The 21,315-nt window shown below is 60.6% G+C and carries 19 protein-coding genes; 8 read left to right on the top strand and 11 right to left on the bottom strand.

Going from position 1 to position 21,315, the window contains the following annotated elements; translation table 11 throughout:
- The first annotated feature begins 24 nt into the window (after positions 1–24).
- Both argB and VOI22_RS13415 read left to right on the top strand, forming a co-directional pair.
- The gene (gene argB, locus VOI22_RS13420; RefSeq protein ID WP_323796968.1) at positions 25–933 is read left to right on the top strand and encodes an acetylglutamate kinase; all 909 of its coding nucleotides are present in this window, start codon (positions 25–27) and stop codon (positions 931–933) included.
- 265 nt (positions 934–1,198) lie between these two features.
- Entirely contained in the window at positions 1,199–1,534 is a 336-nt protein-coding gene (locus VOI22_RS13415; protein ID WP_323796967.1) for a hypothetical protein, read from the top strand.
- A gap of 10 nt (positions 1,535–1,544) precedes the next feature.
- On the opposite strand, the gene VOI22_RS13410 is transcribed toward VOI22_RS13415, so the two are convergent.
- Together VOI22_RS13410 and VOI22_RS13405 are read right to left on the bottom strand one after the other, a co-directional pair.
- Positions 1,545–2,837, bottom strand: a complete 1,293-nt coding sequence (locus tag VOI22_RS13410; protein WP_323796966.1) for a DUF2336 domain-containing protein — start codon at positions 2,835–2,837, stop codon at positions 1,545–1,547.
- A complete protein-coding gene (locus VOI22_RS13405) occupies positions 2,827–4,566 on the bottom strand; it encodes a diguanylate cyclase (RefSeq protein ID WP_323796965.1) in 1,740 nt (579 codons plus the stop codon). The genes VOI22_RS13410 and VOI22_RS13405 overlap by 11 nt, the downstream gene beginning before the upstream one ends.
- A 101-nt stretch (positions 4,567–4,667) precedes the next feature.
- On the opposite strand from VOI22_RS13405, the gene VOI22_RS13400 reads away from it, so the two are divergent.
- Positions 4,668–5,357: a pyrimidine 5'-nucleotidase gene (locus tag VOI22_RS13400; protein WP_323796964.1), complete on the top strand. Its 690-nt coding sequence runs from the start codon at positions 4,668–4,670 to the stop codon at positions 5,355–5,357.
- 3 nt (positions 5,358–5,360) lie between these two features.
- Here VOI22_RS13400 and VOI22_RS13395 read toward each other — a convergent pair whose 3' ends face one another.
- Complete coding sequence (locus tag VOI22_RS13395) at positions 5,361–6,572, bottom strand: multidrug effflux MFS transporter (protein WP_323796963.1); 1,212 nt, start codon at positions 6,570–6,572, stop codon at positions 5,361–5,363.
- Between the two features lie 184 nt (positions 6,573–6,756).
- Positions 6,757–6,936: a hypothetical protein gene (locus VOI22_RS13390; RefSeq protein ID WP_323796962.1), complete on the bottom strand. Its 180-nt coding sequence runs from the start codon at positions 6,934–6,936 to the stop codon at positions 6,757–6,759.
- 41 nt (positions 6,937–6,977) lie between these two features.
- On the opposite strand from VOI22_RS13390, the gene dapD reads away from it, so the two are divergent.
- The 3 genes from dapD to VOI22_RS13375 are packed head-to-tail and all read left to right on the top strand — an operon-like array spanning position 6,978 to position 9,587.
- The gene (gene dapD / locus VOI22_RS13385; RefSeq protein WP_323796961.1) at positions 6,978–7,838 is read left to right on the top strand and encodes a 2,3,4,5-tetrahydropyridine-2,6-dicarboxylate N-succinyltransferase; all 861 of its coding nucleotides are present in this window, start codon (positions 6,978–6,980) and stop codon (positions 7,836–7,838) included.
- Between the two features lies 1 nt (position 7,839).
- A complete protein-coding gene (gene dapE / locus VOI22_RS13380) occupies positions 7,840–9,003 on the top strand; it encodes a succinyl-diaminopimelate desuccinylase (RefSeq protein ID WP_323796960.1) in 1,164 nt (387 codons plus the stop codon).
- Positions 9,004–9,008: 5 nt separating this feature from the next.
- Positions 9,009–9,587 carry a hypothetical protein gene (locus tag VOI22_RS13375; protein WP_323796959.1) on the top strand — a complete coding sequence of 193 codons (579 nt, stop codon included), beginning with the start codon at positions 9,009–9,011 and terminating at the stop codon, positions 9,585–9,587.
- Between the two features lie 4 nt (positions 9,588–9,591).
- Here VOI22_RS13375 and truA read toward each other — a convergent pair whose 3' ends face one another.
- The 3 genes from truA to def are packed head-to-tail and all read right to left on the bottom strand — an operon-like array spanning position 9,592 to position 11,863.
- Positions 9,592–10,332 carry a tRNA pseudouridine(38-40) synthase TruA gene (truA, locus tag VOI22_RS13370; protein WP_323796958.1) on the bottom strand — a complete coding sequence of 247 codons (741 nt, stop codon included), beginning with the start codon at positions 10,330–10,332 and terminating at the stop codon, positions 9,592–9,594.
- Between the two features lie 4 nt (positions 10,333–10,336).
- Positions 10,337–11,302 (bottom strand): methionyl-tRNA formyltransferase, encoded by a 966-nt coding sequence (gene fmt, locus VOI22_RS13365; RefSeq protein ID WP_323796957.1) that lies wholly within the window; start codon positions 11,300–11,302, stop codon positions 10,337–10,339.
- 33 nt (positions 11,303–11,335) lie between these two features.
- Positions 11,336–11,863, bottom strand: a complete 528-nt coding sequence (gene def / locus VOI22_RS13360; protein WP_323796956.1) for a peptide deformylase — start codon at positions 11,861–11,863, stop codon at positions 11,336–11,338.
- Positions 11,864–12,028: 165 nt separating this feature from the next.
- Between def and VOI22_RS13355 the strand changes: the two genes are divergently transcribed.
- A complete protein-coding gene (locus VOI22_RS13355; RefSeq protein WP_323796955.1) occupies positions 12,029–13,213 on the top strand; it encodes a DNA recombination protein RmuC in 1,185 nt (394 codons plus the stop codon).
- Complete coding sequence (locus VOI22_RS13350) at positions 13,213–13,803, top strand: GNAT family protein (protein ID WP_323796954.1); 591 nt, start codon at positions 13,213–13,215, stop codon at positions 13,801–13,803. Before VOI22_RS13355 ends, VOI22_RS13350 begins: the two co-directional genes overlap by 1 nt.
- A 9-nt stretch (positions 13,804–13,812) precedes the next feature.
- Here the strand turns inward: VOI22_RS13350 and VOI22_RS13345 are convergent, their stop codons facing one another.
- From VOI22_RS13345 to VOI22_RS13330, 4 genes are all read right to left on the bottom strand, one after another.
- Positions 13,813–14,238, bottom strand: coding sequence for a RidA family protein (locus tag VOI22_RS13345; protein ID WP_323796953.1), 426 nt, complete (start codon positions 14,236–14,238; stop codon positions 13,813–13,815).
- Positions 14,239–14,243: 5 nt separating this feature from the next.
- Positions 14,244–16,892 (bottom strand): methyl-accepting chemotaxis protein, encoded by a 2,649-nt coding sequence (locus VOI22_RS13340; RefSeq protein WP_323796952.1) that lies wholly within the window; start codon positions 16,890–16,892, stop codon positions 14,244–14,246.
- Positions 16,893–17,294: 402 nt separating this feature from the next.
- Positions 17,295–19,937 (bottom strand): methyl-accepting chemotaxis protein, encoded by a 2,643-nt coding sequence (locus VOI22_RS13335; protein ID WP_323796951.1) that lies wholly within the window; start codon positions 19,935–19,937, stop codon positions 17,295–17,297.
- A gap of 76 nt (positions 19,938–20,013) precedes the next feature.
- On the bottom strand, positions 20,014–21,180 hold the full coding sequence (locus VOI22_RS13330) for an ABC transporter substrate-binding protein (protein ID WP_323796950.1): 1,167 nt from the start codon (positions 21,178–21,180) through the stop codon (positions 20,014–20,016).
- Positions 21,181–21,315: the final 135 nt, after the last annotated feature.

Below are 21,315 nucleotides of genomic sequence, written 5' to 3'. Positions count from 1 at the left end.
TGATAAGCGTTGGGGGAGAGAGACATGAGCGAATCGTCTTTGATCGAACTGCGGCAGGAATGGCTTTCCAAAGCCGGTATTCTGACCGAGGCCTTGCCCTTCATGCGCCGATACAGCGGCAAGACGGTCGCCGTGAAATTCGGCGGTCACGCGATGGGTGACGACGCGCTCTTCAAATCCTTCGCCGCCGACATGGTTTTGATGAAGCAGGTCGGCATGAACCCGATTGTCGTGCATGGCGGCGGCCCGCAGATTGGCAAAATGCTGGAACGTCTGGCCATCAAGAGCGAGTTCATCGATGGCCTGAGGGTTACCGACAGCGCGACGGTCGAGATCGTCGAGATGGTTCTGTCGGGCTCCATCAACAAAAGTATCGTCGCTGCCATCAATGCCGCCGGCGGCCGGGCCATCGGCATTTCCGGCAAGGACGGCAACCTGATCACCGCGCGCAAGCTGCAGCGGACCAAAATAGATCCGGACAGCAATATCGAGAAGGTGCTTGATCTCGGTTTCGTCGGCGAGCCGGCAAGCGTGGATGTCAGCATTCTGAAGACATTCTCTGACGGCGGGTTGATCCCGGTGATCGCGCCAATCGGCTTCGGCGAGGACGGCGAGACCTACAACATCAATGCGGATACCTCGGCCGGTGCGATTGCTTCGGCGTCGGATGCTGCCCGGTTCCTGCTGTTGACCGACGTGGCCGGGGTGCTGGACAAGAACGGCCAATTAATCCCGGAACTCAGCGTCGGCGACGCGCGGGGCCTGATCGAGGACGGGACCATCTCCGGCGGTATGATCCCGAAGATCGAAACCTGCATCGATGCGGTGGAGAATGGCGCCCGCGCGGCTGTCATTTTCGACGGACGTGTGCCCCATGCCTGCCTGGTCGAGCTGTTCACGCCACATGGCGTCGGAACCATTATCCGCGGCTGATCCGGTTGACGTGAAAGTCGGGGAGTCCCGACTTTTGCCGAAAGGCACGAAATTCTCCAACGAGCTGAAATAACGGCGATTTCGCCGTTATTATTCTTAACAAGCGGTATAAATCGCCCGGATTCCCGTTTGCGATTTGTCAACGATCCTTCCGTACAATCATAGGAATTGGGAAGCCTTTGGAGCTTCTCTAAAAAGTGCTGCGGCGAGACGGTATGTCGGACCACGCACTGGGATCGGCGCATTTCTCGGAAAGGAGAATGCCGTGAGTGGAAGCTTGAAAAGTCAGGCGAAGCGTTGCATCGGCGCCGCCGCACTTGTTGCCGGGATCGTTTCCTTTGTGGCTCCGGCCAGTGCGCTGGATCCACGGCTTTGCACCCAGCACGGAGATCTGGTCAACCAGCTCGGAAAGAAATACGGAGAGGCGGTATCCGCCTCCGGTTTCGACGGAGCCGGTAACTTCGTGCAGGTCTTCAGCTCCAAGACGGGGAGCTGGACAATCGCTGTTTCAACACCCGGCGGACAGACCTGTGTGATTTCCGCCGGTAATGACTGGCAGAAAGAAGAGAGCGAACCTCCGAAACCTGAAGTCGCGTCCTGACCGGCGCCTTCTAAGCGTCTTCCTCAGCCTCTTCGGGTTCCTCGCTCACCAGTTCGATCTGCCAGGAAAGCTGGTCATCGCTGAGCGGGAAGCCGCCATCTTCGGTCGGTTTGAGCGCTTTCTCCGGCGGAATGTTGGCGAGACGAATCTGAAGCTGTACCGCGAATTCCATGCTGTAGCCGGCTTTCCACACCAGCGCGATCACGGCCTTCGGATTGATCGATGAGGCAAGGCTGTGCACAGCATCTTCCGACAGACCGGTGATCAACTCGAACGAGGCAAGCACAAATGGGCGTTTGCCTTCGCTGACCGCATCGCGCACGACCTCTTCGGTCAATGTCCCGTTGTCATACATCTGCCGGGCCCGCTCGCGCCCGGTCACGATACCGTCGCCCTCTGCCAGTGCCGGGTTTTCCGCCAGCCGCTTTTCAATTTCAGCGGCGAGGTGAGCCGAGGTTTCCGCACCGAGATCAGCACGTTTACTAAGTTCGGCAACCAGCGCATATCCGACAAACTTGGCCAGGCTCAGGGCATGGCGGCCAAGCAGTTTCGGACGCGTTACCAACGGTCGGTGCAGCACGGGTCGATCCGGTGCGCCCTCGATCAACTCATCCAGCGTTTCCTCGCGAATCTGGGCGGACCTGTTGCCCAGAAGATCGGCGATGGCGGCATCGTCTTTTGCGGAAATGACCGCATCCGACACCCGCTCGGATACTGTCTGGCGGCGTGAGATGGCGGAGAGCGCGCCAGCTACAGGCTCGTTCCGGATAATCTCGACAAGCAGTTCGTCCGCCAGCAGCGGAGAATGTTCCAGGATAGGTCCGGAGACCGAGAGCACGGTGTCGCGGGCCAGCACGGCAATGACACGGCTGACCAGTTCCGGCGGGGCGTCCGGCAGATCCTTTACCGCGTCCGCCAGGACAGCCCGGACACGCTCGACCTGATCCTGCGCCAGCGTCTCCAGAACCTCGACGGTCAGCTTGCGGATACTGTCCCGCCGCTCCGAGCTCAGGTTCGGCGCTATCGCCGCGACCTTGCGGGCAACGATGGAGCGAACATCGTCGCTCTCGTCCTGCGCCAGAAAATGGTCGGCATGGCGCGGTGTCGCCGTGTTGGCGGCGACTGCCTCGCGGATCTCGCTGTTATCGTCTTCGGCCAGGAAGAACAGGATTTCGGGTGGCGTCAGGTGGTCTTCCGCAAGACGCTGGCGCTCCGCTAGATCCGTGCTCGCCGCGACGTTCTTTGCCTTCTCGTAAAGGGCTTTTTCCCTGTCGCTCATCCGCCGCTTCGGTTCATTGGCCATCACTGCGGTCTCCGCTTTCTTCCGGGTCTTTTGCAAAAGCATAGGCGTTCTTGCCGCCATGCTTGATCTCGTACATCGCTTCGTCGGCGCGGGCGACCAGGCTCTCGGCATTCTCGGACGGGGCATGGGGCTGCCCGCCGATGCAGGCGATACCGATAGACATGCCGACCTTGCGGGTCTCGTCCACGGCATACTGTGCCAGAGAGCCGGCGGCTTTCAGCAACCCTTCGGCCTTGCTGGCGGCCGTCTCTCTGTCGGCGCCATCGAACCAGATAACGAACTCGTCACCGCCGAGCCGGGCCGGCATATCCTGTTTGCCGGCCGCGTCGTGCAGCATTGCGGCAACGTCGAGCAATACCTTGTCGCCCATCTGGTGCCCGAGATTGTCGTTTACCAACTTGAAGTTATCCAGATCGACATAGATCAGCGCGCCGCCTTCGCCGGCCTTTGCCAGCCGGTCGTCGAGGCGCTGCTGGAAGGTGCGCCGGTTCAGCAGCTTGGTCAGCGGGTCTGTGGTCGACAGCAGTTCCAGATTCTCGTGGGAGGCGACCTGCTCGATGGCGATGCCGATCTGGTTCACGACCTCTTTCATCAGGTCGCTGTCATCCTCGTTCCAGACCCCGCCGACAGTGTCTCGCCAGAGGATCACCGCGCCATTCGCTTTCTGATGATATCCGGTCGGATAGGCGAGGATGTTCGAGCCGTCGGCATCGGTCAGCGTGATCGGGGCCAGGGTTTCGGCCCCGGATTTGAGTAGATCGGCGAGGAAGGCCTCGGGGGCGTCGCCGAGTTCGACGGCCAGCATAAGGCCGCCCGCGTCGTTCTTGCGGCAGATCACGCAGCCGTCCGAGGCGAGGGAGCGGGCAATCGCGCGGGCGGCGGAAGCCAGCATGGCTTTCGGGTCCACTTCGTCGCGAATGGTTCGCACGATATAGGCCATCAGCCGTTCGCGATTGCGGGCCTTTGCCAGAGCGGCATCGCGCCGCCGTGCCTCGGACATATCCCGGCAGACACCGCGGGCGCCAAGCCACTCGCCGTCATCTGAATGGAGGGGGGCAGCGGAGGCCTCCAGCTCGGCGATGCTGCCGTCAGCCCGGCGGAAACGGAATTCGATCCCGGTCGAGGGTTCTCTCGCGTTGAAGGGTGTGACCACCTCGATACCGTCTATCTTGCTGACGAAATCGTCGGCGGAATGGCTGACCAGTTCGTCCGGCTCGTAGCCCAAAGCGCCCGCGGTAGAGACGAAGACGAATTTGCCGTTCACGTCGGTTTCCCAAGCGAAGTCGCTGGAGATTTCGACCAGGTCCTTGTAGCGCTGCCGGGATTCGACCAGGGCGTTGCGCAAGTTCTGGTCGAGGGAGATATCCCGGCCCAGCAGCAGCACATGCTCCCCGCCATCGACCGGAAGGGCGGTGATATCGGTTGTCCGCCCTGCTTCCTCGTCCAGGATCTTCATGTTCTGGGGGCGGCCGCCGCTGGAGAGAGTGGCGCTGACCAGCGCAATTACCGAAAGGGCGCTGCCGGACATGATCCCGTGGACCAGGGACATTGCAGCCGGGTTCGCGCCGATAATACTCTTTTCCTGATCCAGCAGCAGGATCGGTCCCGGATACTGGAAGAGAGGAGCGCCATCCTCCAGCAACTGCAGAATTTGGTCCGAATCGACCCCTGCAAACTCTTTTGGTTCTTTACTGTCCATCGTGCCGGTGCCGCTCTGTTGCCTTGTCACGCCGCGTTCCCCTCGCCGATCCCCGTTAGGGGACTGTGACTGTCGCCGCGCTTGCCCGCGGCGGTTCGAGACGCCACTCTAGGATGATGAAAGATAACAATATGCTAAAAAACAAGGGAATGCTGGACCCAAACGCAATCGAGACATGGGTCTTCGATCTCGACAACACGCTGTATCCTGCAGGGAGCAATATATTTGCCCGGGTTTCTGTGCGGATAACCGAGTATGTCCAGAACCGTTTCTCGCTTGAGCACGAGCCTGCCCGCGCGTTGCAGAAGGACATGTTCCGGCGCTATGGGACGACTCTGAACGGCCTGATGGCGGAGCACGGTATCGATGGAGAGGAGTATCTCCATTTCGTGCATGACATCGATGTGGCGGATATTGAGCCCGACCACGCACTTGAGGCCGCCATCAGTCGGCTGCCGGGACGGAAAATCATCTACACCAACGGCTCGGTTCCCCACGCACGGCGGATCATGGGGCAGATCGGCGTCGACCATCATTTTGAGGATGTGTTCGATATCGTCGCGGCCGATTACGTGCCGAAACCCAATCCTGGCCCTTACGACACGCTGGTTTCCCGCTACGGGTTCGATCCCGCACGCAGCGTCATGGTCGAGGATATGGCTCGAAACCTGGAACCTGCCGCCGCCCTGGGTATGACCACGGTCTGGCTCTCCGGCACGCTCGACTGGGCGAAGGAAGGGGCGGAGCAGGACTATGTTCACCACGTCGCCGACGATCTGACGGCATGGCTGAACGGACTGTCCGGATCGCGACCGGCCTGAGCACTACGTTCCTCGTAAATCTGAGCTTTCCGGCTGCGCCGTATCGAGGCGGCGCGCGGCAAGTGCCGCCGCAAGAGCGATGGCGGCCGATCCGAGCATCACGAGTAGAAGCGCATAGCGGGCGTTTTCAGCCGTCAGAACAGCGCTGGCGATTGATGCCATGGTGGCGCCGCCCGCCACGGTAATGGCGCTTGCGAGGCCGGCTGCACTGCCGGTGAGCTTCGGATTTACCGAGATAGCGCCGGCATTCGCGCTCGGAAGGGTCAGCCCGTTGGACACGCCGACCAGCATGCAGGGGCCGAAAAGCGCCATCACGTGATCGACCTGCATCGCGTATAGCATCAGTCCCAGAAGCAACCCCGCGCAGGCGAGGCTTCGCCCGGCGAGCATCATGGTCGTCAGCGGGACCCTCCCGGCGAAACGCCCGGAGAGAAAGCTTCCGAACATGAAGCCTGCCGTGATCGACCCCATGCCGAGGCCGAGCGTCACGGGCGTAAGGCCGAAGGCGGAACCGGCGGCGAGCGGTGCGCCTGCGAGGAAGGCGAAGAAGGCGCCGACCGAGAAGGCCATGCAGAGCGCATAGGACCAGAACCGCCCGGAGGAGAACAGTTCCGGATAGGCGCGGAACTGCGCGCTCATGGAGCCGGAGCGGGAGTGGTTGGTTTCCCGCAGGTCCGCCCAGCAGAGGGCGAAGACGGCAAGGCCGAAGGCTTCGAGGAACCAGAAGCTGGCGCGCCATCCAAATGCCTCGTCGAGCAATCCGCCCAGGCTTGGCCCGAGCATGGGCGCCACGGCCCAGGACATCGCGACATATCCGATCTTGCTCGCGGCCTCTTCCTTGCTGGTCGTATCCCGGATGACGGCAAGGGCCACGGCATAGGTCGGTGCGATCACAGCCTGGAGCAATCTGAATCCGAGGAAGGTCCAGATATCGGGCGCAAAAATACATCCCGCCGTGGCGATCATGAAGAGTGCGAGACCGGAAAGGATCACCGGCCGCCGTCCGAACCTGTCGGACAGGGGTCCCAAAACAATCTGGAGAACGGCGGACGCCGCTGCATAGGCGGCCAGCGAGAGGCCAATCACACTGTATTCCACGCCGAATTCGGCGGCCATGTTCGTCAGCGACGGCAGGAAAATGTTGACGGGCAGGATGCAGAGCGCCGAGAGCAGGATCAGTGTGGACAGGCGCGGTCCGTCTTGAGGCTTTGACATGGCGGGTATCTCTGGCGTGTTCGGAGCGGGAGGGCTTTGATCATGAAAAAGGCCCCGTGAGGGGCCTGCTTACCGCGCATGGGTGCTTTCGCCCGGCGGCTATGCCACCTCGCCCATACGCCTTCCGACTACGACAATTACCCGGTTCATTTTCATAGCCCGATAAGCTTAACAGCGAACGGCGCTAGGTCAATGTCCGCCTCAAAGCTTCCAGAAAGCCATGCAGGGGCTGGTATTTCTCTGCAGTCCGGACGCCGGATACATCACCGGTCAGGTCATTCACCAGAATGGCGGTGCCTACTTCGCGCCATGATGCCAAAAAAGCAACGCTGCACAGATTGACAGAAATCCGCCACGTGCTCATGTTGCGCCTCAAATTTCATGCAGGTTATGGGGTGTGAGGCTATGAGCGCGAGCCAACTCGAAACAGTGATCAATGCGGCCTGGGACGACCGGGACAATGTCGGTCTGGAAACCAAGGGCGAGATCCGCGAGGCGGTAGAGCAGGCATTGGCCGGTCTCGATGATGGCTCCATCCGGACAGCCCAGCCGCTTGGCGATCATAAATGGCAGGTGAACGAGTGGGCGAAGAAGGCGGTGCTGCTGTCCTTCCGCCTGAACGACATGGACATCATCCCGGGTGGCCCGGTCGATGGCAATCTCGGTCCGTCCGTCTGGTGGGACAAGGTGCCGTCGAAGTTTGCCGGTTGGGGTGCCAACCGCTTCCGCGAGGCCGGCTTCCGCGCCGTGCCGAACTGTGTCGTCCGTCGCTCCGCCTTCATCGCCAAGGGCGTTGTGCTGATGCCGAGCTTCGTCAATCTCGGCGCCTATGTGGACGAGGGCACGATGGTCGATACCTGGGCCACGGTCGGCTCCTGCGCCCAGATCGGCAAGAACGTGCACCTGTCCGGCGGCGTCGGTATCGGCGGCGTGCTGGAGCCCTTGCAGGCTTCCCCGGTCATCATCGAGGACAATTGCTTCGTCGGTGCCCGCTCCGAGGTGGTAGAGGGTGTGATCGTCGAGGAGGGCGCTGTGCTCTCCATGGGCGTCTTTATCTCCGCCACCACCAAGATCATCGACCGCGATACGGGCGAGATCTTCATCGGCCGCGTGCCTGCCTATTCCGTCGTGGTACCGGGCTCGCTCCCGGGCAAGCCGCTGCCGGACGGCACGCCGGGCCCGAGCCTCTCCTGCGCCGTGATCGTCAAGCGCGTCGATGCCCAGACCCGCTCCAAGACCTCGATCAACGACCTGCTGCGGGATTGATGTGGGACACCAGATCGACCCGGTCCGGCTGACCCAGGATCTTGTCCGCTGCGAGAGCGTGACGCCGGTTGAAGGCGGTGCTCTCTCCCTGCTTGAGAAGGAACTGACGGCGTACGGTTTTACCTGCCGTCGGCTTTCTTTCTCGGCGGACGGCACGCCGGACGTTGAAAACCTCTATGCCCGGATCGGTACCGGTGCGCCGAATATCTGTTTTGCCGGGCACACCGATGTGGTGCCGCCGGGCAATGCTGATGACTGGATTGCCCCGCCTTTCTCCGGCGAGATTCGGGAAGGCCGTCTTTATGGCCGTGGCAGCTCCGACATGAAATCCGGCGTCGCCTGCTTCGCGGCGGCGGCGGCTCGGTATGTCGGCAAGCACGGCGCCGATTTTGGCGGTTCGATCTCCTTCCTGATCACCGGCGACGAAGAGGGTCCGGCGATCAACGGCACTGTGAAGGTGCTGGACTGGATGGCGGATGAGAGCGAGATCATCGATGCCTGCATCGTCGGCGAGCCGACCAATCCGGAATTTCTCGGCCAGATGATGAAGATCGGCCGGCGCGGCAGCTTCACCGGGTATTTGACGGTGCACGGGACGCAAGGCCACACCGCCTATCCGCATCTGGCGGATAATCCGATCCATCGTCTGGTGAAGATGCTGGAGCCGTTGACGGAAGGCGTTCTGGACGAGGGCACGGAGCATTTCCAGCCGACCACGGTGGCCATTGCCACGGTCGATACCGGCAATCCAGCTAACAACGTGATCCCGGCCAAGACCAGTGCGACCTTCAATGTCCGTTTCAACGATCTGCACACAGCGGAAAGCCTTGAGGCGAAATTCCGCGCCATGTTCGACGCTGTCGGCGGACGATACGATCTGCGGATTGAATGCACCTCGAACGCGTTCGTCACCGAACCCGGCCCGCTCAGCGATGCAGTCGCCGCGGCCGTGAAGGACGTGACCGGTAAGGAGCCGGAGCTGAGCACTTCCGGCGGTACGTCCGACGCACGCTTCATCCGCAAGTTCTGCCCGGTGGTTGAGTTCGGCATTGTCGGCCAGACCATGCACAAGACAGACGAGCATGTGATGGTCGCGGATATCGAGGCGCTGACGGCGATATACGAGAGTGCGTTGGAAAAATTCTTCGACGCGGCGCGGGCCTGACCCCGATGGCCGTACCGGGCCCTGCCGAAATCTTCCGCGCGGTCTATGGCTGCTGGTGTCTGGCGCTTGGACGGCCTGGCGCCATTGATCTGTTCGACCGTAGCGAGACCGGTTTCTTTCGGTCTTTCTTCGCGGCTGTGCTGGTCCTGCCAGCCTTCGTGCTGTCCGACGTGGTGCATGGCTCGGCGGCGTGGCTCGACGGTGGCGTGCTTGACTGGGTCAGCTACGCCCTGCGCTACGCGATCTACTGGCTGGTGTTCCCTTTGGCTGCCTGCATCATCGCCGAGAAGATCGGTGTGCTTGATCGCATTCTCGATCTTCTGGTGCCTTACAACTGGGTGACGCTGCCGTTCGGTTATCTCTTCTGCGCGCTTACGGTGATCGGCGCCGGAGAGGGCCCGGTTGCGGATTTTGCCGGAAACCTGAGTGTGTTTGCCTGGGTTGGCCTGCTGTTCCTGATGTTTCGTTGGGCGCGCACGCTGCTTGGTGTTTCAGCGCTGATGGCCTTTGGCTTCGTCCTGGCGGACGAGCTGTTCTCGTTGCTTACGTATCTGCTGCTGGAAATCGTCGTGGCCAGTATCTGAGCTATCAGTACCCGACTGAAACCAGATAGAGCCCGTCCGGCGGTGCCGTCGGTCCGCCCGCGGCCCGGTCTTTCGCGGCCAGTGCCTTTTCCACGCTCCGCCGCGTCCATTTTCCCTCTCCGACCAGCCGCAGGGTGCCGGTGATGTTGCGGATCTGGTGGTGCAGGAAGGAGCGGGCGTGAGCGTTCACATGGATCTCCTCGCCGACTCGGCTGACGGTCAACGCATCCATGGTCTTTTCCGGTGACTGCGCCTGACAATGTTTTGCCCGGAAGGTGGTGAAGTCGTGCTTGCCGATGAGCGCCTGCGCCGCCTCATGCATGGCGGCGGCATCCAGCTCCTGCGGGACGTGCCAGACCCGGCCGCGATCGAGTGCGGCCGGTGCCGGCCGGTTCAGTATCCGGTAAAGATAGGATCGCTTGATGGCGGAAAAGCGGGAATGAAAATCCGGCTCCGCTTCCATCGCGTGGCGGATGACGATGGGCGCCGGTTTCAGATGGAAGTTTACCGCCTTCATCACCGTCCCGGCATCGAACCGATCTGATTCCAGATCGAAATGGGCGACCTGTGCCAGGGCATGCACGCCCGCATCGGTGCGGCCCGCGCCGACCACTTCGGCATCTTCTCCGGAGAAGGCTTTGACGGCCTCTTCCAGCGCCTGCTGGATCGACGCCCCGTTGGCCTGACGCTGCCAGCCGGAAAGACCGCCGCCGTCATATTCGATTGTGATCCTGAAGCGGGGCATGGGCTCAGCCTAACCTGGTGCCGGGCGTCAGCCCGTCATAGCCGCGCAGCAGGTCGGCGGCATCCATCGGCGCCTTGCCGGGCCGCTGCAGGCGAGTGATGCGCAGGGCGTCCTTGGCGCAGGAAACGGTAAGTTCCTCATCCAGCACCGTGCCGGGATCGTTACCCAGTGCCCCAAGTTCCAGCACGTCGGCCGCAAAGACCTTGAAGCGGGCGCCGTCAAGCTCGAACCAGGCGCCGGGCCATGGCGCGAGGGCGCGGATGGTGCGCTCCAGTGTGGCGGCGTCTTGCGTGAAATCGAGATGGCCGGTCTCCCGGGTGAGCTTCTCGGCGTAGGTCACGCCTTCATCCGGTTGCGGTGTCGCCTCCAGATAGCCTTCCGCCAGTCCTGCCAGGGCCGGGACGATCAGCTTGGCCCCGAGGGCCGAAAGCGCGTCATGCAGGGTCTCGCCGGTGGTCTCCGCTGTGATCTCCACGCGTTCCGCCAGCAGCATGGCGCCGGTATCGAGGCCTTCGTCCATCTTCATGATAGTGACGCCGGTTTCCGTGTCGCCGGCGAGGATCGCCCGCTGGATCGGCGCAGCACCACGCCAGCGGGGCAGCAGGGAGGCATGGACGTTGACGCAGCCGAGGCGCGGCGCGTCGAGGATTTCCTTCGGCAGGATCAGGCCATAGGCGACCACCACGGCGGCGTCGAGCTTGAGGTCCCTGAAAGCCCGGTGCTCATCCTCATGCTTGAGGGAGAGCGGCGTGAAGACGGGGATGCCGTGTGCTTCGGCCGCTTCATGCACAGCAGATTTCCGCTCTTTCTTGCCGCGTCCGGCGGGGCGGGGCGGCTGGCTGTAGACCGCGGCGATCTCATGCCCTGCGGCAATCAGCGCTTCCAGAACGGGCACGGAGAAGTCGGGCGTGCCCATGAAGGCAAGCCGGAGGTTTGTACCGGCGGCGGGAAGCGGGGCGGACCCGGTCATGATCTATCCGTTCTGAGGCAGGTGAGGCAGGCTTCAGGCCGCCTCGTCTTCTTCGCGCTGTTTCTTCGCCTTGATCATCTTTTTCAGGATCATGTTCCGCTTCAGGGCGGAGATATGATCGACGAACAGCACGCCGTTCAGATGGTCGATTTCGTGCTGCAGACAGGTTGCCAGCAGGCCGTCGGCATCCATCCGCTGTTCCGCGCCGGTCTCGTCGAGGAACTGCATCGTGATCTGGGCCGGGCGGGTGACTTCGGCATAGTGACCAGGCAGGGAGAGGCAGCCTTCCTCATAGGTGTTCAGATCCTCGGAGGACCAGACGATTTCCGGATTGATCACCTTGAGCGGCTGTTTTTCCTCGCCGTCGCCAGAGATATCGACCACGAGCAGCCGCTTGGTCAGACCGACCTGCGGCGCCGCCAGCCCGATGCCGGGCGCGGCATACATGGTCTCCAGCATGTCGGCGAGGACCTGACGGATGTCGCCGTCGATCTCCGTCACCGGAGTGCAGTTGGTTTTCAGGACCCGATCAGGTGCCCAGAGGATGTCGCGCGTGCTCATAAACATGTGTCGAATTTGTTGCCAGCAGCCCTTCAGGTAGGGGATCGGCCTCTGGAGGTCAAGCGTTGCGGCGCCAGTTCGAACCCCCGTTTCCTTAGGCCGGACGTGGTAGAATAGTGATTCGCCGAGACGACTTTGATGACCGGTTGAACCGAAGGTGCCGAAATGGATGGACTGACGCTAATTCTCGCGGTCGTTGCTGCGGGTGCGGTTTTGCTGGCCGCGATCGTGTTGCTGAAGGGCCGCGGCACAGACCCGCTGCTCACGGCGGCGCTGGAGGAGGCTGCCCGCAGGCAGGCGGAACAGGCGGAACGTGCCGCGACCGCTCAGGCTGAGCTCGCTGGCCGGGTAACGCAGCTTTCCGAGAATCACGCGGCGGCCCAGGCCCGGATCGCCGAGCTGATGCAGGTGCAGGAACGCGAGGTGACCAAGCGTCTCGACGAGCGTCTGGCCGATGTCTCCAAGAAGGTCGGCGAGAGCCTGGAGAAATCCAGCACCAAGGCGCAGACCAGTCTGTCCGAACTGCAACAGCGCCTGGCCGTCATCGATACGGCGCAGAAGAACATCACCGAGCTGTCGACCCAGGTGGTCGGCCTGCAGGACATTCTCTCCAACAAGCAGGCGCGCGGGGCTTTCGGGGAAATCCAGCTCAACGATCTGGTCAAATCGATCCTGCCGCCGAACGCCTACCGGTTTCAGGTGCAGATCGGCGATAACCGCCGGGTCGATTGCCTGATCGATCTTCCGAACCCGCCGGGCTCCATCGCCATCGACGCCAAGTTCCCGCTGGAGAGCTATCACGCACTGAGCCGGGCGACGAACGATGCCGAGCGGGAGGCTGCACGCAAGCAGATGGCTGTGGCGATCCTGAAGCACGTAAAAGATATCTCGTCGCGCTACATCGTGCCCGGCGAAACCGCTGAATCGGCGCTGATGTTCCTGCCGTCGGAAGCGATCTATGCGGAGCTGCATGCCAACCTGCCTCAGGTGGTCGAACAATCCTGGAAGGAACGGGTCTGGATCGTCTCGCCGACGACGCTGATGGCGACGCTGAATACGGTCCGGGCCGTCCTGAAGGACGCGCGTATGCGCGAGCAGGCGCATGTCATCCAGGCCGAGGTCAGGATTATGCTGAACGATGTCGGGCGGCTCGACGACCGGGTCGGCAAGCTGGAAACGCACTTCCATCAGGCCGAGAAGGATATCCGCGATATCCGGATCTCGACCGGCAAAGTGATCAAGCGTAGCGAGCGGATCGAGGAGATCGAGCTCGGTACTCTGGAGAGTTCCGCTGATGTTGCGGAGGATCTTCTGGGTAAGGTCGACGCCCTGCCGCTTGAGAGGGATTGATGCAGCCGCGTGTTCTGAAAAACCGGACCGTTGAGCTTCCGGTTCTGACGGAACGGCTCTGTCTCCGTGCCTACCGGGAAGACGATCTGGAGAATATATTTCGTCTTCGCTCCAACCCCGACGTGGTGAAGCTTCTCTACGGCGAGCCAATGATCCGGGAAGAGGCGCCGGACGCTCTTGCCCATCATATGACCGCGCCCCGTTTCGATGCGGACGGCGACGAGCTCAAGCTGGCTGTCGAGCGGCGGTCGGACGGTACCTATCTCGGAAACCTGAAATTACAGATCCTCAGCCTCGAGCATTTGCAGGGCGAGATCGGCTATGTCTTCGACCCCCGCTATCACGGCAGGGGCTATGCCCGGGAAGCAGCGGCGGCGGCGCTTGATCTCGGCTTTCGGCATTTCGGGATGCATCGGATCAGCGCGCATTGCGATGCTCGCAACACGGCCTCCTGGCGGCTGATGCAGAAGCTCGGGATGAAGCGGGAAGCCCATTTTCGCGAGAGCGAGTTCTTCAAAGGTGTCTGGGCGGAAGATTTCATCTACGCCATTCTGGCCCGGGAGTGGATCGGTACTCCGGAGGCTGAATAGCCAGGAAGCTCAGGCAGGGGTCTTAAACCGTTCCTCTGGAATGACCGCTATGACGGTCAGCTCCACCAGCAGGCCCGGGTCCACCAGGCCTGCGACCTTGACGCCGGTTGCGGCGGGGCCGTGCGCTTTCGAGAAGCGGCGCATACGGACATTCTGGATCGCCGGAAGATCTTCATCCCGAACGTAATAAAGCGTGGTCGAGACAATGTCCGAAAGATGGCCGCCAAGGGCCGCCAGAAGGATCTCGATATTGTCGATCGCTACACCGGTCTGAACTTCCGGGTCGCCCGGCCCGACAATCTCGCCATCCGCATTCCATGCCACCTGTCCGGTCAGATGCACCCTTCTCCCGTGCGGCTCTACAACTGCCTGAGAGAATGGGAAATCTTCATCGGACCAGACTTCCGGCGGTGAAATGCGGATGGGGCCAGTCATCGTAGTCAGTTATCCGATCTGACTTTTTCGAGGAACGTTTTGACCTCGCGGTCGAGAGACTGTGCCTGTCCGGCTACGCCCTTGGCGGCGCTGAGGACCTGATCGGCAGCGGTACCTGCCTCTCCGGCGACCGTCATCATGCCGTTCATCGTGGCGCTGACCTGACCGGTGCTTTGGGCCGCCTCGGAGGTGCTGCGGGCGATCTCGTCCGTGGACGCACCCTGTTCCTCCACCGCGCTGGATACTGCCACCATCTTCTCGGTCATGTCGCCGATCAGATTACCGATCTCCCGGATCGCGTCCACCGCCTGGTTGGTGTTCAACTGCACCGCATTGATCTGTGCGGAGATCTCCTCCGTGGCCTTCGCCGTCTGCGTCGCAAGGTTCTTCACCTCAGATGCGACAACGGCAAAACCCTTGCCCGCATCGCCGGCCCGTGCGGCCTCGATGGTGGCGTTCAGGGCCAAGAGGTTGGTCTGCTCCGCGATGTCGGTGATCAGCTTCACCACCTCGCCGATCTTCTGCGACTCCTCGTCCAGGCTGGTGACGATCCTGTCGGTATCCTGCGCCTTGTCGGCAGCCATCTGGGCCACCCGCGAGGTCTCGGAGATGTTGGTGCTGATCTCCTGCACCGAGGCGGACAGCTCCTCTGCAGCGGCAGCCACGGTATTGACGTTGTTCGAGGTGGTCTCGGCAATCGTCAGCACGCCGGAGGATTCCATCTTCACCTGTTCGGAAGAGTTCACCATACCTTCGGAGCTCTTCTCCATCTCCCGGGCCGAGAGGCCGACCTGATCGACGATGGCCTTGACCGACTGCTCGAAGGTATCGGCCAGGTTCAGCATGGCCTGACGGCGCTCCTCTGCGGAGCGGGCTTCGGCGCGCTGCTGCTCCTCGCGCAGCCGTTCCACCTCGCGACCATTGTCGCGGAAGATCTCAACCGTCCGCGCCATCGTGGTGATCTCGTCACCGCCCGACGTGTCCACGTCCGTATCCAGATTGCCGTCCGCGATCACGCCCATCGTCGACGCAAGACCGTTGATACGGCTCACCACCTGACGGGACACAAGCAACCAGCCGATCAGTAGGCTGAGCAGGACACTGATGCCGCCGACGGCGAGCAGAAGCTGCTGGCTCTGGAAGATCGTGGACTTTGCCGATTCCTCGCTGATGGTGGCCTCTTGCTCGGCCTGTGCCACCAGGCTTTCAACTTCATGGACGAGTTCGGCCACGCGCTCGCGGCTGTGATTCAGCGCATCGACAGCGGCTGCCTCGGTGGAGAGCAGCTCAACGCGGATTTCGAAGACAGATTCCGCGCCATTACCGAAGGCGCCCAATTGTTCCGCTTTCTCCGCGGCATCCGCGTCGATCCCGCGCTCGCGAAATTCGTCCAGCGCAGCATTCATGGCATCGTAGGCCGCCATGAACTGATAATTCGTCTGCTTGATTGCTTCGCTATCGGGAGAGACCGCTCCGGCATTCAGCAGACCGGCAACCAGGTTCGCCTGTGCCACCAGCTCCAGTGAGTTCCGGATGACGCCGGCATCGTCGTTCACGAGGGTCGAAATCGAGCCTTCAATATCGCCGATCAATTTCTCGCCGCCGGAAATAAGCTGGAAGCTCGCTTCCTGGGTAACGGGTCCGATCGCCGCGTTGAAGGTATCGCTCAGCGCCGCGATTTCTGCCTGGAGCGCGTCTCTTTTTGCCTTTAGCGCGAACTGCTCATTATAGGACAGGGTGTTCTTGATGAGCTCTTTTTTCCGCAGATCGAAGACCGACTTCTCGCCGATTCCATAAAGGCTGAGATTGAGGGCGACTTCCCGAAGGGCGTTGGCGTTGTCGCTGTCTTTCAGTCTGTTCACGGCATCGTAGACGTCGTTTGACCGGGCACCGAATGTCTCTTTCAGCTGATCGACCTCTTCCTCGGAGGCGGCGACGCTGGTTCGGGCGGTGATGGCAAGCATGCCATGGCCATTGGCTGCAACCTTCAGGCCCGATTCAAGCTGCAGGATTTCTTCTTCAAGCAGGTTTTCAATAGAGCTGACAGCGTTGCTGATTGTTTCATCGCCACGGAATTCCAGTGTTGCATTCGCTTGCTGAACCACCGGGATGGCTTCGGCGACGAACAGGGCATGGGTCTGGCGGATTTTCTTGGTCAGCTCGTCCATCTGGCCGCGCAATTCCTCGCGTCGGCCGATCGTCCATTGCAGGTCTGTCAGCGTGCTTTCGATCTGGGAAACCTGGCTGGCGAGTTTGTCCTTTTGCTCTTCCGGAAGACTCGTGAGGGTTTCGAGACGGGCGCGCAGCCCTTCGATACCGACGCGCATGTTTTCCTGGATGGCGTCGCGCTGTTCCTGGGTCGGCGCGCTGACGAGCGCCGGCGCGGTCGCGGCAATTGAGGCGCTGGTATTTGCCAGGGCCATGGAGTTCTTGATCGCGGGGATCGAGGTGCCCGTGAACATATTGAGTGTGCGCTGAAGCTCGACAAAGGCGGCGATGGAAATGCCGATCGCAACCAGCGTGATGATCGTGATCGCGAGTAAGGAGAAATAAAGCTTCCCGCCAACCCCTAACTTCCACGGCTTCTTTTTCGCGGAGTCTTCCTGATCATCGGGAACGGCGGCGGTGTTATCCAAGTGCAATACATCAGCCACGATTAAAAATACCTCTAAACAATAGTGATTCTGTAAGGAGGCCTCGACCGTGTTCTTCGAGGCGGTCTCTGGAGCAACGAACGCAGGTTTTTCCTTTCATCACGAAAACGAAACGTTTTTCCGGATGGAAGAGAGTTTGGTTAATATCAACGTGAAGCCGTCGATAAATTCAAGTGCGAAAAAGCTAGGAAAAATAACAACTTATTTCTGACGGTTAAGGTAAAATTTTAGAAAAAATATGTGGACTTCAAAAAAATGCTGCGGCGCAACAGTGGGCGTATCTATTAACGCCTTAAAAGTTATGGGTTTTTTGGTTGCAGCAGACTGTTGCTGTCATTCCGGAATGAAAACAGGCGGGCCATATCGGCCCGCCTGTTTCCGGAATGTGCGTGGTGCGTTTAATTATTCGTTTCTGACTTTTGCGAGGAAGGTTTTGACCTCGCGGTCGAGAGACTGTGCCTGTCCGGCAACACCCTTGGCGGCGCTGAGGACCTGATCGGCGGCAGTGCCTGCCTCTCCGGCGACCGTCATCATGCCGTTCATCGTGGCGCTGACCTGGCCTGTGCTTTGGGCCGCCTCGGAGGTGCTGCGGGCAATCTCGTCCGTGGACGCACCCTGTTCCTCCACCGCGCTGGATACCGCAACCATCTTCTCGGTCATATCCCCGATCAGATTGCCGATCTCCCGGATCGCGTCCACCGCCTGGTTGGTGTTCAACTGCACCGCATTGATCTGTGCGGAGATCTCCTCCGTCGCCTTCGCCGTCTGCGTCGCCAGGTTCTTCACCTCCGATGCGACAACGGCAAAGCCCTTGCCCGCATCGCCCGCCCGTGCGGCCTCGATGGTGGCGTTCAGGGCCAAGAGGTTGGTCTGCTCCGCGATGTCGGTGATCAGCTTCACCACCTCGCCGATCTTCTGCGACTCCTCGTCCAGGCTGGTGACGATCCTGTCGGTATCCTGCGCCTTGTCGGCAGCCATCTGGGCCACCCGCGAAGTCTCGGAGATGTTGGTGCTGATCTCCTGCACCGAGGCGGACAGCTCTTCCGCCGCCGCGGCCACGGTGTTGACGTTGTTCGAGGTGGTTTCGGCGATGGTCAGGACGCCTGAGGATTCCATCTTCACCTGCTCTGAAGAGTTCACCATACCCTCGGAGCTCTTCTCCATCTCCTGGGCCGACAGGCCGACCTGATCGACGATGGCCTTCACCGACTGCTCGAAACTGTCTGCCAGGTTCAACATGGCCTTGCGCCGCTCTTCGGCGGAGCGGGCCTCTGTGCGCTGCTGTTCCTCGCGCAGCCGTTCGACCTCGCGGCCATTGTCGCGGAAGATCTCCACCGTCCGGGCCATGGTGGTGATCTCGTCGCCGCCAGATGTATCAACATCCGTGTCCAGATCGCCGTCCGCGATCACCCCCATCGTATCGGCCAGACCGGAGATCCGGCGTACCACCTGGCGTGACACCAAGAGCCAGCCAATCAGAAGGCCGGCAACGGCACTGATGCCGACCATTGCGAACAGCAGGTTCTGGCTATCGCCGATTGTTGAGAGCGCTGTGGATTCGCTCGCCGCAGCTGCCGTTTCGGCATCTGACACCAACAAAGCGAATTCTTTCTGCATGTTTTCCGAGGCTGTCCGGTTCCCGTCCAGTGCGGTTAGAGCGGCGGCTTCGATCTCAAGCTGTGCCTGGCGCAGCGCAAAGACACTTTCCTCGCCAGCTCCGTAAGAGACGATCTGAGCTGCGAGCTGCGGGATCGTGTCATTATCGACGCGCTCCTTGAACACAGTGATTGCCGACTCGACTGCGCCTTTGGCGGAATTGTATCGGCCGGACAGGACATTGAGTGCCGAGATATCGGGAGCGGTGGCGCCGGAGTTCAAGAGACCGGCCAGGAGATTGGCTTCTGCGGCGAGCTGCAGCATCGACTGCAGCTTTGCCACGTCGCCGTTGACCAGACCCGTTATCGTCTTGCGGATGTTCGCATTCAGATCTTCCCCGCCAACTGCCAGATTGAATGTCGCATCGTCGATGACGGGCTCGACCATGGTCTTGAACAAGCCTTCCAGCTCCGTGAGCTTGGCGTCGAGAGCTTCCCTCTTGGCCTTGAGATCGAGCGTCTGCTGGAATGTGAGAGACTGATTGTAGTCCAGTTCCTTGAACCGGATCGCAAATGCCGAATCTTCGCCTTCGCCGAGTGCAATAAGGCTTTCCGTAAAGTCCTTCAGGCTCTGCGCCGCTTCGGTCTCGGGAAGCTGCGTCTCATATTCTCGGACAGTTTTGCGAATGGTTAGGAATGATTCTTCGAAAGGGGTGATCGCCTCAAGCTCCGTGTTCGCCGCTGTCCGGATCATCAGGGCAAGAAGTTCCCTGAGGCTCGCGCCAACCCGAAGTCCCGCCTGGAGGTAGTTAACCTCTCCTTCGAGGAGGGACTTGATCAGCTTTGAGGAACTGTCGACGGTATCTTCGCTGGTAATAACGAGATTGAAGTTCGCATCGTCAACCAGCGGAGACAGATCTTTCAGAAAATCCTGATGAGCCGATAGCATCTCAGTAACCTTCTGGCTGATGCGGTCTTCAATGGCTTCCTTCTCGCGCATCTTATCGCCGAGGGCGACGATGCCGCCGTGGAAGGAGGTGATCATGTCGAGTTTTTGCGTCTTCTTTGTCTCGTCGAGCGCTTCGAGACTGCGGACTTGGTCTTCAAGTTTCTTGATGAGGGTTTCGATTTCGGATTCCGTCGCGACCCGTTCCTCGTCACTTTGCGCGGTTACGATCTCGGGGGCTTTCGCAGAGATCCCGGCGCTTTCCGCTGACATATGGAGCGAGGTTTTGATGGCCGGAATAGCCTCTCCGGCAAAGCCTTCCATGGCACGCTTCAGTTCCCCGAAGGCCCAGATAGAAACCAATGCGGCGACGACAGTGATGACGAACATGCTGCCGATTGAGAGATAGAGTTTTCCGCCGACGCCCAGGCCTAAACGTTTCTTGGGTCGCGGAGCCGTCTCCTCGTTGTCGGTGTAGTCCTTAGGCTGTTCCATGCTCGCCATGCTCATCTCTTCCGGTCCGTTTCTTCCCCGTCCCGAAAGCCGGCGGCACACAGTGCCGCCGGCCACCAGGTGTTTATTATTTTGTTAGTTTTTCGACGGACTTGAAGCTGCCGTCGGCCTGGATCACGCTCAGAAAAACGTCGCCCATGCCCTGGTTGTCGCCGGCGCCGTATTCAAGCGTCGCGCCGCCGAGATCGAATTTTCCGGTACTGTAGACAGCGTCCAAAAAGTTCTCCCGGGTCAGGTCCTTGCCGGCTTTCTCAAGCGCCATGATCGTCAGACGTCCGACCATGTAGCCTTCGAGCGAGACAAAACCCGGCTCAAGGGCGCTGTCATAGGCCTTCAGGTCGTCGGTGTAGTTCGCGACGAGCGGAATGCTCTTGTCCCACGGAAACGGAACGACCTGGCTGATCACCACGCCGGTGCCCTGATCGCCAAGCTCGCCGGCGAGCGCGTTCGAACCCACGAAAGAAATGGTGACGAATACCGGGTCCAGTTTCAGCTTCTTGGAAAGCTTGATGAACTCGGCGAGCGGCTTGTAGGCGCCGACCATGACGACAGCTTCCGGTTCCGCTTTACGGATCGAGAGGAGTGCCGTTTTGACCGCGGTCGTGTTGCGCTGATAGTTGCCTTCGGCGACCAGCTTCATGCCGCGTTTCTCGAGCGCCTTGTTCACCCCGGAAAGACCGACGCGACCGAAACCGTCATCCTGATAGAGGATGGCAATCTTGGTAATGCCGAGATCTTCCGTCAGATGCTTGATCCAGGTTTCGGTTTCCTGATCGTAGGTTGCCCGGACGTTGATGACGTTCGAGTTCGCCGGATCGCGCAGGAAGCCTGCGCCGGTGAAGGGACCAACGAACGGAACCTTGGCGGCCGTCGCGATCGGTTGCGTCGCTTTGGAGGTCGGTGTGCCTACAGCGCCAATGATTGAAAATACTTTGTCCTGATCGATAAGCTTCTTTGTGTTCTCGATCGCGCGGTCCGGCTCGTAACCGTCGTCGTACTTGACGATCTCGAGCATCCGGCCGTTGACGCCGCCGGCCTTGTTGGCAGCGGTGAATGCAGCCATCAGTCCCTGATTCATACCGGTCCCGAGGGCGCCCGCAGGGCCTTCGAAGGCTGCGGACTGGCCGAAGACAATCTTGTCACCGGAGACGCCCGGCGTTTCGGCATGTGCAGGGGCAACCAAAAAACCAGCGATAAAAAGCGCGGTTACAGCGCTATTCTTGAGTAATTGCATGGGTAGTGTCCTCTCCTATAACTTCCCATGCGCAAGATGCGCGTTTGAAAATTAATAAATGCCTAAACAGGATCAATAATTGTCGAAAAAGAACAAGAGAAAAGTGGGATTAGATTTGCCATAAAATTAATGCGC

The sequence above is a fragment of the Nisaea sp. genome (genome assembly GCF_034670185.1).
Taxonomy (GTDB): Bacteria; Pseudomonadota; Alphaproteobacteria; order Thalassobaculales; family Thalassobaculaceae; genus Nisaea.
The sequence above is the reverse complement of the archived record's forward strand: the minus strand, read 5'-3'. Positions and strand labels throughout refer to the sequence as shown.